Origin of the sequence: Streptomyces sp. NPDC059534 (genome assembly GCF_042743475.1) — a bacterium.
Lineage (GTDB): Bacteria > Actinomycetota > Actinomycetes > Streptomycetales > Streptomycetaceae > Streptomyces.
The window spans coordinates 39,280-54,327 of record NZ_JBHWAQ010000030.1 but is presented as its reverse complement, the minus strand read 5'-3'; the positions used below and the strand labels follow the sequence as shown (position 1 = coordinate 54,327).

Below are 15,048 nucleotides of genomic sequence, written 5' to 3'. Positions count from 1 at the left end.
AGGGTCGGAGGATGAGTGTCGACGTACGCACGGTGACGGAGTCCGAGTTCCCCGACTGGCAGCGGGCCCTGCGCACCGGGTTCCTGCGGACGCCGGTCGTGTCGGACGCGGAGGTCGCGGACCGGCTCGCGCACGCGGACCTCGGGCGGACGCTCGGGGCCTTCGACCGGGACCGGATCGTCGCCACCTTCCGGTCGTTCCGGCAGGAGGTCAGCACGGTCGGCGGCGGCAGTCTCACGGCCGACGCGATCACCCAGGTCACCGTCTCGCCGACGCACCGCAGGCGCGGGCTCCTCAGCCGGATGATGGCCGAGGACCTCGCCGCCGCGAAGGAGCGCGGGGACGCGATCGCGACCCTGATCGCCGCCGAGTACCCGATCTACGGGCGGTACGGCTTCGGCCCGGCCAGCTGGACCGCCGAGTGGAGCGTGGACGTGGGCCGGACCGGTCTCGATCCGCGCCGCTCGGGCCGCCCGGAGGACGGCGGCCGGATCGATCTGACGGACGGCGACGAGATCCGCAAGACCGGCCCCGAGGTGCACCGGCGGCTCGCGGGCGTCCGCGCCGGGGTGACGAACCGCGATACGCGCGGCTGGGAGATCGGCACCGGCCTCGGCCATCAGAGCGAGCCGTGGCGGGAGCCGTACTACGCGATGTACCGGGCGGAGTCCGGCGAGGTCGAGGGGTACGTCGCGTACACCGCCGACGACAAGTGGAACGACGCCAAGCAGCCGGTGAACACGGCGACGGTACGGGACCTGATCGCGGTCACCCCGGCCGCCGAGCGCGCCCTGTGGCACTACCTCTGCTCGATCGACTGGATCGCCACGGTCCGCTCCGGCCACCGGGCGCCGGACGACCCGCTGCCGCTGCTGCTGCCGGACCCGCGCGCGGCGACGACGCTGACGTACGCGGACATGCTGTGGGTCCGGGCCCTGGACGCCGTCCGGGTCCTGGAGAGCCGGACGTATCCGGTGGAGGACGGCCTCGTCCTGGAGGTGCGGGACGCCGACGGCCTGGCCGGCGGGCGGTTCCGGCTGGACGCGTCGCCGGCGGGCGTGTCGTGCGTCCGTACCTCCGCGTCGGCCGATCTCGCCTTCGACGTGGCGGAGTTGGCCACGCTCGCGTTCGGTGACGAGTCGGCGGTACGGCTGGCCCGGCTCGGGCGCGTCGAGGAGTCGACGGCGGGCGCCGCGGCCCGCGCGGGCCTGCTGTTCCGTACGCCGCTGCGGCCGTTCTCGCCCGACATCTTCTGACCCCGGGTCACGGCGCGGCCGGTCGCCCGTACAGCGCGGTGAGTTCGGCGCCGATACGGGCGAGGGCGGTGCGTGCCTCGGGCGGGTCGTGGAGCTCCACGCGGCCGCCGAGACCGGCGAGCCGGGCGGCGACCACCTCGGGGGAGGGGCCGTCGGCCTCGATGGCCGTCCAGCCGTCCGGGGTGCGTTCGCCGTACCGTATCCGCCCGCCCAGCAGGCCCTCCAGGACCGGTTCGGTGCCGGGGGCGACCCGTCCCCGTACCGTCGCGGCGACCAGCCGGTCCTCCATGCGGGCGGCCAGCGTGCGCCAGACGGCGGCGAGGTCGAAACCCTCGGGCCGTACGACGGGGGCGCCGGTCTCGGTGACGGAGGTGACGCGGCCGACGCGGAAGGTGCGCAGGCCCCGGTCGGTGTCGGCGACGAGGTAGCGGACCCCGGCCTTCGCGGCGATCCCGAGCGGCCGGACGGTCCGTTCGTGCGGGTCCCGGCCGGGCCGGGCGTACCCGATCCTGACCTCCCTGGCCTCGACCACCGCACGCTGGAGCGGGGCGAGCCGGGCCTCTTCCGTCTCCGTCCCCGTCCAGTCCGTGCCGTCGGAGATCCCGGCGCGGGCGGCGGCCTCGGCGCCTTCCCGGAGGGGTGAGGGGAGGGCCCGGACGAGTTTGCGCAGGGCGGTCCTGGTCTGCGGGCTCGCGCCGGCGTCGGGACCGGTCAGGAGGAACAGCTCGCGGATCTCGGGGGCCGTCAGGCCGGTGAGGTCGGTGCGGGCGCCGCCGACGAGCGACCAGCCGCCGCCCTGGCCGGCCTGCGAATAGACCGGGACCCCGGCGCTCGCGAGCGCTTCGAGGTCCCGGCGGGCGGTCCGTTCGGACACGTCCAGTTCGGCGGCGAGTTCGGCGGCGGTGACCCGCTGCCGGGTCTGGAGGAAGAGCAGGGCGGCGACGAGTCGGTCGGCTCTCATGCCGCCATTGTCGGGGACTCCGGCGCGTGGTCGGGGCGGCGGCGCAGGACGGTGAAGGCGAGGGCCAGGGCGGCCAGCAGGAGTCCGGCGCCGACGGCGAAGGCGAGGTGGTAGCCGCCGGTGAGGGCTTCGGCGGCGGGGCGGCCGGCCTCGGTGAGGGACTCGGTGCGGCCGGCGGCCAGGGTGGAGAGGACCGCGACGCCGAGGGCCATGCCGATCTGCTGCGTGGTGTTGAACAGGCCGGAGGCGAGGCCCGCGTCGGCCTCCTCGGCGCCCGACATGGCGAGCGAGGTGAGGGCCGGGAGCGCCAGCCCGAAGCCGGCGGCCAGCAGCATCACGGGCAGCAGGTCGGTGGCGTAGGAGGCGTGGACGGGGACGCGGGCCAGCAGGCCGAGGACGCCGACGAGCAGCAGGAGGCCGGTGAGCAGGACGGTCCGCTCGCCGAAGCGGGCGATGAGGCGGGCCGAGACGCCGAGGGAGACGACGCCGATGACGGCGGCCGCGGGCAGCATCGCGAGGCCGGTCTCGGCTGCTCCGTAGCCGAGGACCTTCTGCAGGTAGAGCGCGACGAGGATCTGGAAGGAGAAGAGCGCGGCGACCATCAGCATCTGGACGGCGTTCGCGCCGGCGACGCTGCGCGAGCGGAGGATCCGCAGGGGCATGAGCGGGTTCGCCGTCTTCGCCTGGCGGACGAGGAAGCCGGCCAGCAGGGCGAGGGCGAGGCCGCCGAGGCCGAGGGTGTGCGCCGAACCGGCCCCGTACTCCTCGATCCTGACGACCGCGTAGATGCCGGTCGTCAGGCCGGAGGTGACGAGCAGCGCGCCGATGACGTCGGCGCCGCCGCCGGCCCTCAGGCCGGTGCCGCGGTCGCCGGGGAGCGCGCGGACGGCGACGAGGAGGGTCGCGAGGCCGATCGGCAGGTTGATGAAGAAGATCCAGTTCCAGGTGAGGGCGTCGGTGAGGACGCCGCCCAGGACCTGTCCGATGGAGGCGCCCGCGGCGCCGGTGAAGCTGAACACCGCGATGGCCCTGGCGCGTTCGCGGGGTGCCGTGAACAGCGTGACGAGGATGCCGAGGCCGACCGCCGAGGACATCGCGCTGCCGACGCCCTGGAGGAAGCGGGCGGCGATGAGGACGCCGGGGTCGGCGGCGACTCCGGCGAGGAGCGAGGCGGCGGTGAAGATCCCGGTGCCCGCGAGGAACATCCGCTTGCGGCCGATCAGGTCGCCGAGGCGGCCGGCGAGGAGGAGCAGCGCGCCGAACGCGATGAGGTAGGCGTTCACCACCCAGCTGAGGCCGACCGGCGTGAAGCCGAGGTCGCTCTGGATCGCGGGCATCGCGACCGTGACGATGCTGCCGTCGAGGATCGTCATCAGCATGCCGGTGGCGAGGACGCCGAGGGCGAGCCCGCGCGAGGTGCGGGCGGGGGTGGGGACGGTGGCGGTGGCGGTGGAGATGCGGGTGCTGGCAGGCGTGGGCATGGGTCTCTCCTGTCCGGGGGAGGCAACAAGAGAGACGTTAGCAGATGGTTTTGTTGCAGACTATTTTTTACGGGAGGAGTTGTGGGACGTGGGGGTGCCGGGGCTCTGGGGGCTCTTTTTGGTGCGGGCGGTGCGGCTGGTGTGGCTGGTGTGGCCGGCGTGGCGCCCTCGCGTCGGCCTCAGCCGCGCTGCCGTGCCCGGCGGGCGGGCCGCGGGCTCTCGACGGGGGTCTCCAGGTGCCCGGTCGCCAGGCGGTTCAGCGCCCGGACGAGGACCGCCCGCTCCTCCTCGGGCAGCGAGCCGAGGGCGCTCTCGTGCACGCCGTCGACGATCCGGCGGCTCTGCTGCGCCACCTTCGCCCCCTCCTCCGTCACGGCGATGATCCGCGCCCGCCGGTCCGTGCTGGACGGCCGCCGCTCGGCCAGCCCCGCCTTCTCCAGCGCGTCGACCGTCACCACCATCGTGGTCTTGTCCATGTCCCCGATCTCCGCTAGCTGCGCCTGCGTCCGCTCCTCCTCCAGCGCGTGCACGAGTACGCAGTGCATGCGCGCGGTCAGTCCGATCTCCCCCAGCTCCGCCGCCATCCGCGTCCGCAGGACGTGACTGGTGTGGTCGAGGAGGTAGGAGAGGTCGGGCTCGGTCGGGGTGGGCGCCATGGCGGTCATGCCTGCCAGGGTAACGAGATTCGATCCGTCGCGGATTATCGAGAAGCGGACGAGCGGCGCGGGCAGGCGGCGAGGATGGAGGCATGACGCCCCACGCGTACGAGACCCCACAGGCGTACGAGACGGCACAGGCGTACGAGGGGAAGGGGGCCGGCGGCGGCCCGGGAGTCGACGCCCCGCGGGCACTGCTCTTCCTGGACGTGGACGGGCCGCTGATCCCGTTCGGCACGCGCGACGGCGCCGACCCGGCGTACCCGACCTTCCCGCCGGCGCCGCCCGCGTCGGTGAGTCCGCTCCTCGCGCGGCTCGATCCCGCGCAGGGGCCGCGGCTCGCGGCGCTGCCGTACGCACTCGTGTGGGCGACCACCTGGGAGGCGGACGCGAACGCCTGGGTCGCGCCCCGCCTCGGGCTGCCCGAGCTGCCGGTCGTGCCCTGGACGGACGGCCCCGGGGCGCCGGGGGTGCACTGGAAGGCCCCGGCTCTGGTGGCGTGGGCCGCGGGGCGGCCGTTCGCCTGGGTGGACGACGAGATCGGGGCGGCGGACCGGGCCTGGGTCGCCGCGCACCACGCCGGGGAGGCGCTCCTGCACCGGGTGGATGCCCGGCGGGGGCTCGGGAGCGAGGACTTCGCGGCGCTCGCCGCGTGGGTGCGGTGAGCGCCGGAGAAGGCCGTGCGGGGCCCGGGGGTCAGGACTTGCGGGGCTGGGTGAAGCGGACCATGTTGCCGGAGGGGTCGCGGAAGGCGCAGTCGCGGACGCCGTAGGGCTGGTCGACGGGCTCCTGGAGGACCTCGCCGCCGGCGGCGCGGATGTTCTCGAAGGTGGTGTCGACGTCGTCGGTCGCGAAGATCACGCCGCGCAGCATGCCCTTGGCCAGCAGTTCGGCGACGGCCTGGCGGTCGGCGGGGGAGGCGTTGGGGTCGGCGAGCGGGGGTTCGAGGACGATCTCGACGTCCGGCTGGTCGGGGGAGCCGACCGTGACCCAGCGCATGCCTTCGAACCCGACGTCGTTGCGGACCTCCAGGCCGAGGGCGTCGCGGTAGAAGGCGAGCGACTTGTCGTGGTCGTCGACGGCGATGAAGCACTGCGAGAGTTTGACGTTCATGACGTCGACGCTAAAACGCGGCGGTGGATTCCGCTTCTTTGATCCTGACCGGTTCTCGATGTCCGGCCGAATCTCGATGTCCGGCCGGCTCGCCGTTCCCGGCGGGTGCGCGGTGCCGGGCCGGACGGGTGAGGATCTTGGCGACGCACGCCGGGATCACGGCGCCCGTCTCGTGGCGGCGGGCCCGGTAGGCGCTCGGGGTCTCGCCGACCAGCTCGGTGAAGCGCGAGCTGAACGACCCGAGCGAGGTGCACCCGACCGCGAAGCAGACCTCCGTCACGCTCAGGTCGCCCCGCCGCAGCAGCGCCTTCGCCCGTTCCACCCTGCGGGTCATCAGATAGCTGTACGGTGTCTCGCCGTACGCGGCGCGGAAGCTGCGCGTGAAGTGCCCGGTCGACATCAGGGCGCCCTTGGCCAGCGCCGGGACGTCCAGGGGCGACGCGTACTCACGGTCCATCGTGTCCCGCGCACGCCGCAGCCGAACCAGGTCCTCAAGGATCACTCCACCAGCATCGCACGGTGCCGCCGGACGGCCTGTGACGCGTACGGGTGGCGCACGGACGGGCCCCGGGGTCCGGGGATACTTGAACGGAACCTGGAGGTACGAATGACGGTCTTCGAGCAGGACGGCATCTTCAGCGCCAAGGAAGACGGCCCGAGGTCGATCGTTCGGAACTCGATCCCCGCGGTGGCAGCGCTGGAGACGGCTTTCCCTGCCGGGGTCGTGTCGGCCGCGGCCGAGCGGGAGTCCTGGCGCAAGGAGGTGCACCGGCCGGCCACGCACACGCACAAGTGGTGGGCGCAGCGGCTTGGCTCCGTCTTCCGCGGGATCCTGGCCGCAGCTGTCGCCCAGGACGAACAGGATGCCGTCGAGTGCTACAGCAATGCGCTTCGGCTCGATGGTCTTACTGTCTGCGATCCCTTTGCCGGCTCCGGGACGACGCTGGCCGAGGCGGCAAAGCTCGGTGCACGAGTGATCGGCAGGGACATCAACCCGGTGGCGACGCTGGTTCAGCGGCAGGCGCTGGCTCCTTGGGATCGTGCTCGACTGGACCATGCGTTCAAGCGGGTGGAGTCTCAGGTCCGCTCTGAAATCGACCAGTTGCACAGGGACGAGCGTGGTCGGCCCGTCCTCTACTACTTCTGGGTCGCCCTCGCCCAGTGTCCCCAATGCTCTCCCGACGCGCCGCCCGTAGAGCTGTTCAGCCGGTACGTCTTCGCTCAGCACGCCTATCCGAAGAAATATCCGGCAAGCAAGGCGACATGCCCGCACTGTCACGCCATCGCCATCGTCGATGTAGTCAAAGACAAGCAGTTGACATGTCCTGCCTGCAGCCAGGTATCGGACCTCGCCGGCCCGGTCAACCGCGCGACCATGACGTGCGCTCAGGGCCACACGGCTAAGGTCATCGACGCTTTGGGGGAGCGGCCTCCGCGGCTCCGCATGTACGCGAAGCAAGTGCTTGCCGCGGACGGATCGCGGCAGTACGAACCTGTCGACGATTTCGACCTCGAGCTTTACGCGACGGCCGAGAAGCTGCTGGAGGAACGAGGCGAGGACCTCGTACTGCCGACCGGTGCGCTGGACGACGGGTACAACACCCGGCAGGCGATCCGTTGGAATTATCGCGAGTGGCGCCAGTTCTTCAACGCTCGCCAGCTCTACAGTCTTGGGTTGCTCGGCAAGGCTATCCGCGACCTTGATCCCGGACCGGAACGCGAGGCCCTGGCCGCGCTCTTTTCCGGCGTACTGGAATTCAATAACCTCTTCTGTTCGTTCAAGGGGGAAGGAACCGGTGCCGTCCGGCACATGTTCTCCCACCATGCCCTAAAGCCCGAACGGACTCCGCTCGAAGCGCATCCCTGGGGTACTCCCGCATCCTCCGGCGCCTTCTCGACGCTTTATCAGTCTCGCATCATCCGTGCCTGGGAGTACAAGCGCGCTCCGCATGACCTCGTGCCTGTGGGCGATAAAGCGGAGCGCGTCTTCGGACTTTCGCAGTCCCTTTCGCTGGAAATCGGTGACGCTGAGTCCTTCGAGCAGGGGCGCACGAGTGCGTACGTCCACAGTGGGTCATCGGCATCCTTTGATCTCCCGGATGCGTCAGTGGACATGGTCATCACCGACCCGCCGTTCATGGACAATGTCCACTACAGCGAACTCGCCGACTTCTTCCACGCGTGGCTCCGGCAGCTCCGCCCGTTCGATGGCTATCCGGCAGACGCCGTCACCACACGCCATGCAGAGGAAGTTCAATCCGCGGATCCCGCCGAGTTCGGCCATGCCCTTGCCGCTGTATGGAAGGAGTGTGCCCGACTCCTCAAGCCGAACGGTCTGCTCGCGTTCACTTTCCATCAGGCTCGCATCGCGGGATGGGTTGAGCTGGTCAGGGCATTGGAGAACGCCGGGCTGGTCATTACCGCTGTGCAGCCCGTCAAGGCGGAAATGAGCACGAGCACCATCAAGTCAAGCGCCGCCGACCCGTCGAACCTGGATTCGATCGTGGTGTGCCGGCTGATCGGACACATCGGGCCCGAGGGGCGTTCGGTCGAAGCGGTGAGGGAGCGTGCCGTCATCGCGCTGCGTGAGTGCCAGGAGGGCGGCGTCAAGGTCGGGTACGCGGACGTCGAATCCGTGGTGAGGGGCTCTGTCCTCGCGCTGCACACCGTTCCCGGCAACTCGCTGTCTGTTGACGAGCTGATGGCGAAGGCCGGAGAGGCGGTCACGGCAGCTGCCGCCGCCCTCGGCGTGCGCTCTAATCGAGCGTGAGTGTGCGCAGGTCGATTTCGAACCGGCCCCGCTGAGCTGTCTCCTCCTTTCGCTTCGCCGGCTGCGGGAAGGGGTCGTGGGCGGTCTCCTCGACCGGGGGCGACAGCTTGGCGAGCCGGTAGCAATGGAAGAGTTCAACGACCCCTGGCGAGATGGTTCGGGTCATGTCGCGTACATGGGTGAGGGGTTGATCCTTTGCGAGGTCGCTGCGCTCGCTGATGAGGGTTGCCGCGCCGAGTGTCCATTCCCAGCCGAGCGGGTTGGAGAAGAGCAGCATCGGTCGCACCCGGTTTGCTCCGTCACCGTAGGTCCCGAGTCCGATCTGCTTGCTCCGCCTTCCTGTGACGCGGTCGTAGAGATCTACGTCTTTGTTCAGGACGGCTCCGGCCACCAGGGCCATCGAATGCACGCGGACCGCGCCGCCCTCCTCGCTTCCTTCGAGAGCGACGAACAGGTAGAAGCCGGGGATGCGGATTTCGTTGCCGTCCTCGGCGTACACACGCACGGTCGCGCAGGGTGGGGTGCTGTTGTAGTCCAGACCTGTGGAACGGGCGGGCTTCCCATTCCTGCCAAGGTCGACCTTCTTCACCTCGAGGCCGAAGATCGCTCTGGGGTCGTAGTCGACCCCGCCTGCCTTCAGGAGCTCGTACTCCTCGGGTCTCGCGATGACAGCGTCAGGGCTGACCAGGGGTTTGTCCGCCCGGAGGACGAGCACCTCCTGCGGCAACCGCTCGCGGAGCAGATCGGTGACGTACTCGTCGAACGGGTCGTCCTGGGTGTTCCGCTTGTCGCGCAGCCGGAAGGGAACCGAACGTCCCCGATCATCGAAGAACGCCTCCGAGAGGATCGTGAAGGCCATGGCCGGCAGGTCTCCGGGGCGGACCCGGTCGTTCGCGTCAGAGCTCATGGCGCCAGAGGTAGCACACGGGTGCGCCGCACCGCAGGGTGATGATCGGGATGCCGCACACGGCCGTGGGCGCGACTCGATGACACTATTGCAAGCATGTGCTTGCAATAGTTAGCAGGAGCTGGCAGGGTTCGGAGCATGGCATCGCTCAACGTCGGCAATCTCGGTGAGTACCTCCGCGAGCAGCGGCGGACTGCTCAGCTGTCCCTGCGGCAGCTCGCCGAGGCGGCCGGGGTGTCGAACCCGTACCTGAGCCAGATCGAGCGGGGGCTGCGGAAGCCCAGCGCCGAGGTGCTCCAGCAGGTCGCGAAGGCGCTGCGGATCTCCGCCGAGACGCTCTATGTGCGGGCGGGGATCCTCGACGAGAAGGAGCGGGAGGAGCTGGAGACGCGGGCCGTCATCCTGGCCGATCCCTCGATCAACGAGCGGCAGAAGCAGGTGCTGCTCCAGATCTACGACTCGTTCCGCAAGGAGAACGCCGCCGAGGCCGCCGCGGCGGCGGCCGCCGAGAAGGCAGCCGCAGAGAAGGCCGAGAAGGCCGCCGCGTCGGCAGCGGCCGCGCCCGATGCCGAACCGACTCCGAGCTAGTACGTCACACCGGGAGGAACCACCAGCATGGCCATCATCGACGAACTGCGTACCCCTCTCTTCTTCGCCGCCGGCACCGCCGACCTCGTCGCGCAGCAGGCCAAGAAGGTTCCCGGCCTGATCGAGCAGCTCGCCGCCGAGGCGCCCGCCCGCATCGAGGCCGTACGGAAGACCGACCCGAAGGCCGTGCAGGAGAAGGTGTCCGCGCAGGCCAAGGGGGCCCAGGCCACCGTGCAGTCGAAGCTCGCCGAGGTCGTCGGCGGTCTCGACACGGACTTCAAGAAGCTCGGTGAGACCGCCCAGGACCTCGCCCTGCGCGGGGTCGGCGTCGCCGCCGAGTACGCCGTGAAGGCGCGCGAGAAGTACGAGGAGGTCGCCGCGCACGGCGAGGAGGCCGTCAAGGCGTGGCGCGGCGAGGCCGCCGAGGAGATCGTCGAGATCGCCGTCGTCGTCGAGCCGGACACCGAGGCGAAGGCCGAGCCGGAGACCGCCGCGGCGGCTCCGGGCGCCGGGACCGAGGCCCCCGACGCCGAGCCGGAGACCGGCGCCGCGCCCGAGGCCAAGAAGACTTCCGCCAAGCGGACCACCACCCGCAAGGCCCCCGCCAAGAAGGTCGCCGCCGAGACGGAGTAAGGGCCGGGCACCAATACGGGTACCCGGGGCGTTGTACCGGGTACCTTGACCGCGAGGCGCTCTCTCCACATCTCCACTAGGCGGTGCTCAGCATGTTGCGCGCGGGATTCGACTCCCTACTCTCCCTGGTGATCTTCCTGGTCTTCACCGGCTTCGCCGTCGCCGCGCTCGTCTTCGCCGCGATGGCGCGCGAGGACGCCTACCGCGCAGCCGAGAAGCAGACGAAGAAGTTCTGGCTGATCATCCTGGGGATCAACCTCGTCCTGAACCTGCTGCTGCCGATGCTGTTCCTGCAGATCGCCGGGCTGATCGCCGCCATCGTGTTCATGGTGGACGTGCGCCCCGCGCTCGCGCAGGTCTCCGGCGGAGGCCGGGGCCGCCGGGGCGGCGGCTCCAGCAGCGACGGGCCGTACGGCCCCTACAACGGCGGCCGCTAGCCGCCCGCCGACGGAAGACGCGACAGGGCCCGGGGGCTTAACCCCGGGTCCTGTCCCTTTCCAGGGCCAGGACGGCGACGTCGTCGGTCAGCTCGCCGCCGTTGAGCGACCGGACCTCCGTGACGGCCGCCTCCAGGAGCTCCTCGCCGCGCAGGCCCGAGGCCAGCTGCCGGTTGATCATCGCGACCATGCCGTCCTGGCCGAGGCGGGGCGAGCCGGGGCCGTCCGAGCGGCCCTCGATGAGGCCGTCGGTGTACATGAGGAGGCTCCACGACCCGCCCAGCTCCACCTGGCGGCGCGGCCAGCGGGCACGCGACAGCAGTCCGAGGGCCGGGCCGCCGTCCTCGTACGGGAGCAGCCGGGCCACCCTGCCCTGGCGGGCGATCAGGGGGGACGGGTGGCCGGCCAGGCAGAGGCCGGCCCGGCGCCCGTCGGGCGCGATGTCGACGGTGCAGAGGGTCGCGAAGATCTCCTCGCTCTCCCGCTCGTGCTCCAGGACCTGCTGCATCGTCGAGAGCAGTTCGTCGCCGCACAGGCCCGCGAAGGTCAGGGCCCGCCAGGCGATCCGCAGCTCGACCCCGAGCGCGGCCTCGTCGGGGCCGTGCCCGCAGACGTCGCCGATCATGGCGTGGACGGTGCCGTCGGGCGTGCGCACGACGTCGTAGAAGTCGCCGCCGAGCAGCGCGCGGGAGCGGCCGGGCCGGTAGTGGGCCGCGAACCGCAGGTCGGAGCCCTCCAGGAGCGGGGTGGGCAGCAGTCCGCGTTCCAGGCGGGCGTTCTCCTGGGCGCGGAGGCGGGACTCGGCCAGCTTCACCTGCACGGCGTCGGCGCGCTTGCGCTCGACCGCGTACCGGATGGCCCTGCTGAGCAGCCGGCCGTCGAGCTCCTCGCGGAAGAGGTGGTCCTGGGCGCCGACCCGGACCGCCTCGGCCGCGAGTTCCGCGTCCGCCGACGCCGCGAGGGCGAGGACGGCGTGGCGCGGGGCGAGGCGCAGGATGTGGCGCAGGGGTGCGAGCGGGTCGTCGCCGGCCGCGGCCCTGGGGCCGGGCAGGGAGAGGTCGACGAGGACGCAGTGGACGTCGTCGGTGAGGAGCCGCTCGGCCTCGGTGAGGTTGCGGGCGGTACGGATGCGGACCCGGGTGCCGGCGGCGTCCGCCGCGTCGAGCAGTTCGGGTACGGCGAGGGCACCCGCCGGGTCGTCCTCGACGACCAGGAGGGTCAGATCGGTGCGCTCGGTGCGATCGGCGCCTGTGGCGGTGACTGTGCCTGTCATAGCGGTGGCGTCCATAGGGGTTGCCTCGCCTGGTCCCGCAGCTGCAGAGACGATTCTCTGACGCGGTAGCGATACGGGCATCGGTCCGGGTTTCCTTCCCTCCCCCCGAGGGTGCGCAGGGCGCCGGGTGGCGTCCCGCCCGTCCCGGACCCTAGCGGTAGGGCGGTGCGCAGCGGAATGGTGATCAGCGTGTGAGCGGCCGCGGCGTCGTTGGCATATGCCGCGGAAGGGGAGGTACTTGCCCCCGCGGGCCGCTCGGAAGGCCCCGTGGGCAATGAGAAACGTCACGCCACCCCGGGCCCGCCCGCCGCGGGGCGCCGCGGGGACTCCGTCACGTCGGGCCGGCGCCCCTGCCGCAGGGAGCGGGTGGCTTCCGTCAGGTCGGGCGGGCGGTTTCCGCCAGGGCGGGCCGGCGGCCCCGTCACGTCCGGCGGGTGGCCGGTCACGTCGGAGGGGTGGACCCCGTCACGTCGGGCGGGAGGCCCCGTCACCTCCGGCGGGTGGACCCCGTCACGTCGGGCGGGTGGACCCCGTCACGTCGGGCGGACGACGCCCAGGATCTCCATGGAGCCGGCCCCCGCGATGGTCACGTTCCGCCCGGGGCGCGGCGCGTGGACGATCGCCCCGTTCCCGACGTACATGCCGATGTGGCTCGCGTCCTTGAAGTAGACGATGAGGTCGCCCGGCCGCATGTCCTTGATGTCCACGCGCGGGAGGAGCCGCCACTGCTCCTGCGAGGTGCGCGGGATGCCGAGGCCGGCCGCGCCCCAGGCGCTCTGGGTGAGCCCGGAGCAGTCGAAGGTGCTCGGGCCCTCGGCGCCCCACTCGTACGGCTTGCCGATCTGGGCCGTCGCGAACTCGACGGCCTTCCGGGCCTCGGGCGTCGTCCCGGCCTTCAGGCCGGCGAGGACGCCGGTGCCGAGCCAGGTCGTCTGGGCGCGGTACTGCGCCAGCTCCTCCAGCCGCCGCAGCCGCTCCCGCTCCTCGGCGGCGAGCTCGGACTCCAGCTTCTTGGCCGCGGCGATCTTGTCGGTGATCTCCTTCTTCGCCTTGGCCTGCCGGACGCGGTTCGCCTCCAGCTTGGTCCAGTTCGTGCCGGCGTCCTTGGCGTAGACGTCCAACTGGGCCTGGGTGCGGTTCATTTCGCCCAGGAGGTCCGTGGTGGCCTTCGCTCCGGCCTTGAGCCGGCCGGCGGTGTCGAGGAAGAGCTGCGGGTCATTGGTGAGGACGAGCTGTGCGCCGTCCGGGAGCCCGCCGTTGCGGTACTGGGCGCGGGCGGCGGCACCGGCCCTGGCCTTGAGGGCCTCGATCCTCGCGCGGCCGGCCACGATCATCCGGGCGACCTCGACGATCTCGGCGGACTGCTCCTTGGTCTTCTCCTCCGCGAGGTTGTACGCGTCGGTGGCGACGGCGGCCTGCCGGTACAGGGCGTCTATCTCCTTGCGCACCTCCTCCAGGCTCTTCTTCGGCGGCGGAGGCGGGAGCGGCGCGGCGGACGCCTGAAGGGTGAGCGCGGGCGAGGCCAGCACGGTCAGGGCGCAGATCACGGTGATCGCGGCAGTGGCGTGGCGGCGTCGGTACACGAGCTCCCCCTCGAACGACCAAATCTGATTTACCGTCAGTAACTTGTCGGTGACCTTGGCGATAGTGCCATGCGAAACCGGAAAGCAACAGGGGAAACCGGGGCCTGTCGGGCCTGTTCCCCCCACGAGGGACGAGCGATACGCACGTGGCGTTCCCTCCGCACCGGAAATTCAGCGGGAGTTGGACCGAATGCCCTCAGGCGCCGGGTTCCTGCGTCTCCCGCCGCACCCTCAGGTCCGGATTCCTGCGCCCCCGCCGCACCCTCATGTTCGGGGTATCGGCGCCTCCCGCCGCACCCTCAGGCCCGGGGTGCCGGTGCCCCCCGCCGCACCCTCAGGTCCGCGGAGCCAGCGCCTCCCACCGCACCGTCACCTCGCCCTGGCGCCACCGCCGCTGCCCGTCCGCGAGCGGCCAGTCCGCGGCCAGGTCGCGGACGGAGCGGATCCAGCGCTGCCGTGCGCCCAGCGAGGCGTACGGGGCGGCGGCGGCCCACGCCCGGTCGAAGTCCCGCAGGAAGGCGTGCACCGGCTCGCCCGGCACGTTCCGGTGGATGAGCGCCTTCGGCAGCCGTTCCGCCAGGTCCGAGGGGCGTACCAGCGAGCCCAGCCGGGTCGCGAAGGTCACCGTGCGGGGCCCGTGCGCGTCGAGCGCCACCCACACGTGCCGGCGCCCGATCTCGTCGCAGGTGCCCTCGACGAGCAGCCCGCCGGGCGCCAGCCGCCCGCAGAGCCTCGCCCACACGGCCGCGACCTGCTCCTCGTCGTACTGGCGCAGCACGTTCGCCGCCCGGATCAGGGAGACCCGGCCGGGCACCGGCACCTCGAAGCCGCCGTGCACGAAGGAGAGGCCCTCGTGCTCGTACGGCTTCGCCGCCTCGACCCGGGCCGGTTCGATCTCGATGCCGTACAGCCGGGTGCGGGGCTCGGCCGTGCGCAGCCGGGCCAGGAGCTCGACGGCGGTCCACGGGGCGGCGCCGTACCCGAGGTCGACGGCGACGGGCGGCTCGGCGGAGCGGCGCAGGGCGGGGCCGTGGACGGCGGCGATCCAGCGGTCCATGCGGCGCAGACGGTTGGGATTGGTGGTCCCGCGGGTCGGTGTGCCGACGGGGCGGGTGGTGCGCGGGGCCATGCCATGAGCGTACGGCGTGCGGGGGAGGGGGCCGTGCGGGGAGTACGGCGCCGAGGGGGAGTACGCGCCGGGGGTTACGGCGACGGCTGTCCCGGTCGGTACGGGGGACGGGGTGGCGGTCCCGGGCGTACGGGGACAGGGCCCCGGGCGGTACGGGGGCGGGGGTGGACGGTCGGCCAGGCCGGGGGCGGACGGCCGTCCCGGGCGAGGGCGGACGGCCGTCCCGGCCGGGGGCGGAGGGCGGTTGCCGGGCGGGTGCGG

General features: G+C 71.9%; 15 protein-coding genes. 6 read left to right on the top strand and 9 right to left on the bottom strand.

The genetic code is table 11. The annotated features are described in order from the left end of the window. Positions 1 to 11: 11 nt before the first annotated feature. Entirely contained in the window at positions 12 to 1,256 is a 1,245-nt protein-coding gene (locus ACFVZH_RS29845; protein ID WP_384902087.1) for a GNAT family N-acetyltransferase, read from the top strand. A 7-nt stretch (positions 1,257 to 1,263) separates the two neighbouring features. On the opposite strand, the gene ACFVZH_RS29840 is transcribed toward ACFVZH_RS29845, so the two are convergent. The 3 genes from ACFVZH_RS29840 to ACFVZH_RS29830 all read right to left on the bottom strand — a co-directional run bounded on the left by ACFVZH_RS29840 (position 1,264) and on the right by ACFVZH_RS29830 (position 4,363). Further along, on the bottom strand, positions 1,264 to 2,217 hold the full coding sequence (locus tag ACFVZH_RS29840; protein WP_384902086.1) for a helix-turn-helix transcriptional regulator: 954 nt from the start codon (positions 2,215 to 2,217) through the stop codon (positions 1,264 to 1,266). Further along, positions 2,214 to 3,698 (bottom strand): MFS transporter, encoded by a 1,485-nt coding sequence (locus ACFVZH_RS29835; protein WP_384902084.1) that lies wholly within the window; start codon positions 3,696 to 3,698, stop codon positions 2,214 to 2,216. The genes ACFVZH_RS29840 and ACFVZH_RS29835 overlap by 4 nt, the downstream gene beginning before the upstream one ends. A 179-nt stretch (positions 3,699 to 3,877) precedes the next feature. Next, positions 3,878 to 4,363: a MarR family winged helix-turn-helix transcriptional regulator gene (locus ACFVZH_RS29830; protein WP_384902082.1), complete on the bottom strand. Its 486-nt coding sequence runs from the start codon at positions 4,361 to 4,363 to the stop codon at positions 3,878 to 3,880. Positions 4,364 to 4,446: 83 nt separating this feature from the next. Between ACFVZH_RS29830 and ACFVZH_RS29825 the strand changes: the two genes are divergently transcribed. Further along, positions 4,447 to 5,019, top strand: a complete 573-nt coding sequence (locus ACFVZH_RS29825; protein ID WP_384902080.1) for a hypothetical protein — start codon at positions 4,447 to 4,449, stop codon at positions 5,017 to 5,019. 31 nt (positions 5,020 to 5,050) lie between these two features. Here the strand turns inward: ACFVZH_RS29825 and ACFVZH_RS29820 are convergent, their stop codons facing one another. Both ACFVZH_RS29820 and ACFVZH_RS29815 read right to left on the bottom strand, forming a co-directional pair. Beyond that, complete coding sequence (locus ACFVZH_RS29820; protein WP_384902078.1) at positions 5,051 to 5,467, bottom strand: VOC family protein; 417 nt, start codon at positions 5,465 to 5,467, stop codon at positions 5,051 to 5,053. Positions 5,468 to 5,477: 10 nt separating this feature from the next. Then, positions 5,478 to 5,924 (bottom strand): helix-turn-helix transcriptional regulator, encoded by a 447-nt coding sequence (locus ACFVZH_RS29815; RefSeq protein WP_384902189.1) that lies wholly within the window; start codon positions 5,922 to 5,924, stop codon positions 5,478 to 5,480. Positions 5,925 to 6,074: 150 nt separating this feature from the next. Between ACFVZH_RS29815 and ACFVZH_RS29810 the strand changes: the two genes are divergently transcribed. Next, positions 6,075 to 8,237: a DNA methyltransferase gene (locus ACFVZH_RS29810; RefSeq protein WP_384902076.1), complete on the top strand. Its 2,163-nt coding sequence runs from the start codon at positions 6,075 to 6,077 to the stop codon at positions 8,235 to 8,237. On the opposite strand, the gene ACFVZH_RS29805 is transcribed toward ACFVZH_RS29810, so the two are convergent. Next, positions 8,224 to 9,144, bottom strand: a complete 921-nt coding sequence (locus ACFVZH_RS29805) for a hypothetical protein (RefSeq protein WP_384902074.1) — start codon at positions 9,142 to 9,144, stop codon at positions 8,224 to 8,226. The genes ACFVZH_RS29810 and ACFVZH_RS29805 overlap by 14 nt on opposite strands. A gap of 138 nt (positions 9,145 to 9,282) precedes the next feature. On the opposite strand from ACFVZH_RS29805, the gene ACFVZH_RS29800 reads away from it, so the two are divergent. The 3 genes from ACFVZH_RS29800 to ACFVZH_RS29790 all read left to right on the top strand — a co-directional run bounded on the left by ACFVZH_RS29800 (position 9,283) and on the right by ACFVZH_RS29790 (position 10,802). Next, on the top strand, positions 9,283 to 9,732 hold the full coding sequence (locus tag ACFVZH_RS29800; protein WP_384902073.1) for a helix-turn-helix domain-containing protein: 450 nt from the start codon (positions 9,283 to 9,285) through the stop codon (positions 9,730 to 9,732). 27 nt (positions 9,733 to 9,759) lie between these two features. Beyond that, on the top strand, positions 9,760 to 10,365 hold the full coding sequence (locus ACFVZH_RS29795; protein ID WP_384902071.1) for a hypothetical protein: 606 nt from the start codon (positions 9,760 to 9,762) through the stop codon (positions 10,363 to 10,365). Between the two features lie 92 nt (positions 10,366 to 10,457). After that, positions 10,458 to 10,802: a DUF2516 family protein gene (locus tag ACFVZH_RS29790; RefSeq protein WP_026058798.1), complete on the top strand. Its 345-nt coding sequence runs from the start codon at positions 10,458 to 10,460 to the stop codon at positions 10,800 to 10,802. 37 nt (positions 10,803 to 10,839) lie between these two features. Here ACFVZH_RS29790 and ACFVZH_RS29785 read toward each other — a convergent pair whose 3' ends face one another. The 3 genes from ACFVZH_RS29785 to ACFVZH_RS29775 form a co-directional block, all read right to left on the bottom strand. Next, complete coding sequence (locus ACFVZH_RS29785; RefSeq protein WP_384902069.1) at positions 10,840 to 12,075, bottom strand: PP2C family protein-serine/threonine phosphatase; 1,236 nt, start codon at positions 12,073 to 12,075, stop codon at positions 10,840 to 10,842. Positions 12,076 to 12,608: 533 nt separating this feature from the next. After that, positions 12,609 to 13,658: an NlpC/P60 family protein gene (locus ACFVZH_RS29780; RefSeq protein ID WP_384902067.1), complete on the bottom strand. Its 1,050-nt coding sequence runs from the start codon at positions 13,656 to 13,658 to the stop codon at positions 12,609 to 12,611. Positions 13,659 to 13,992: 334 nt separating this feature from the next. Further along, positions 13,993 to 14,787: a class I SAM-dependent methyltransferase gene (locus tag ACFVZH_RS29775; RefSeq protein WP_384902065.1), complete on the bottom strand. Its 795-nt coding sequence runs from the start codon at positions 14,785 to 14,787 to the stop codon at positions 13,993 to 13,995. Between the last annotated feature and the right edge of the window lie 261 nt (positions 14,788 to 15,048).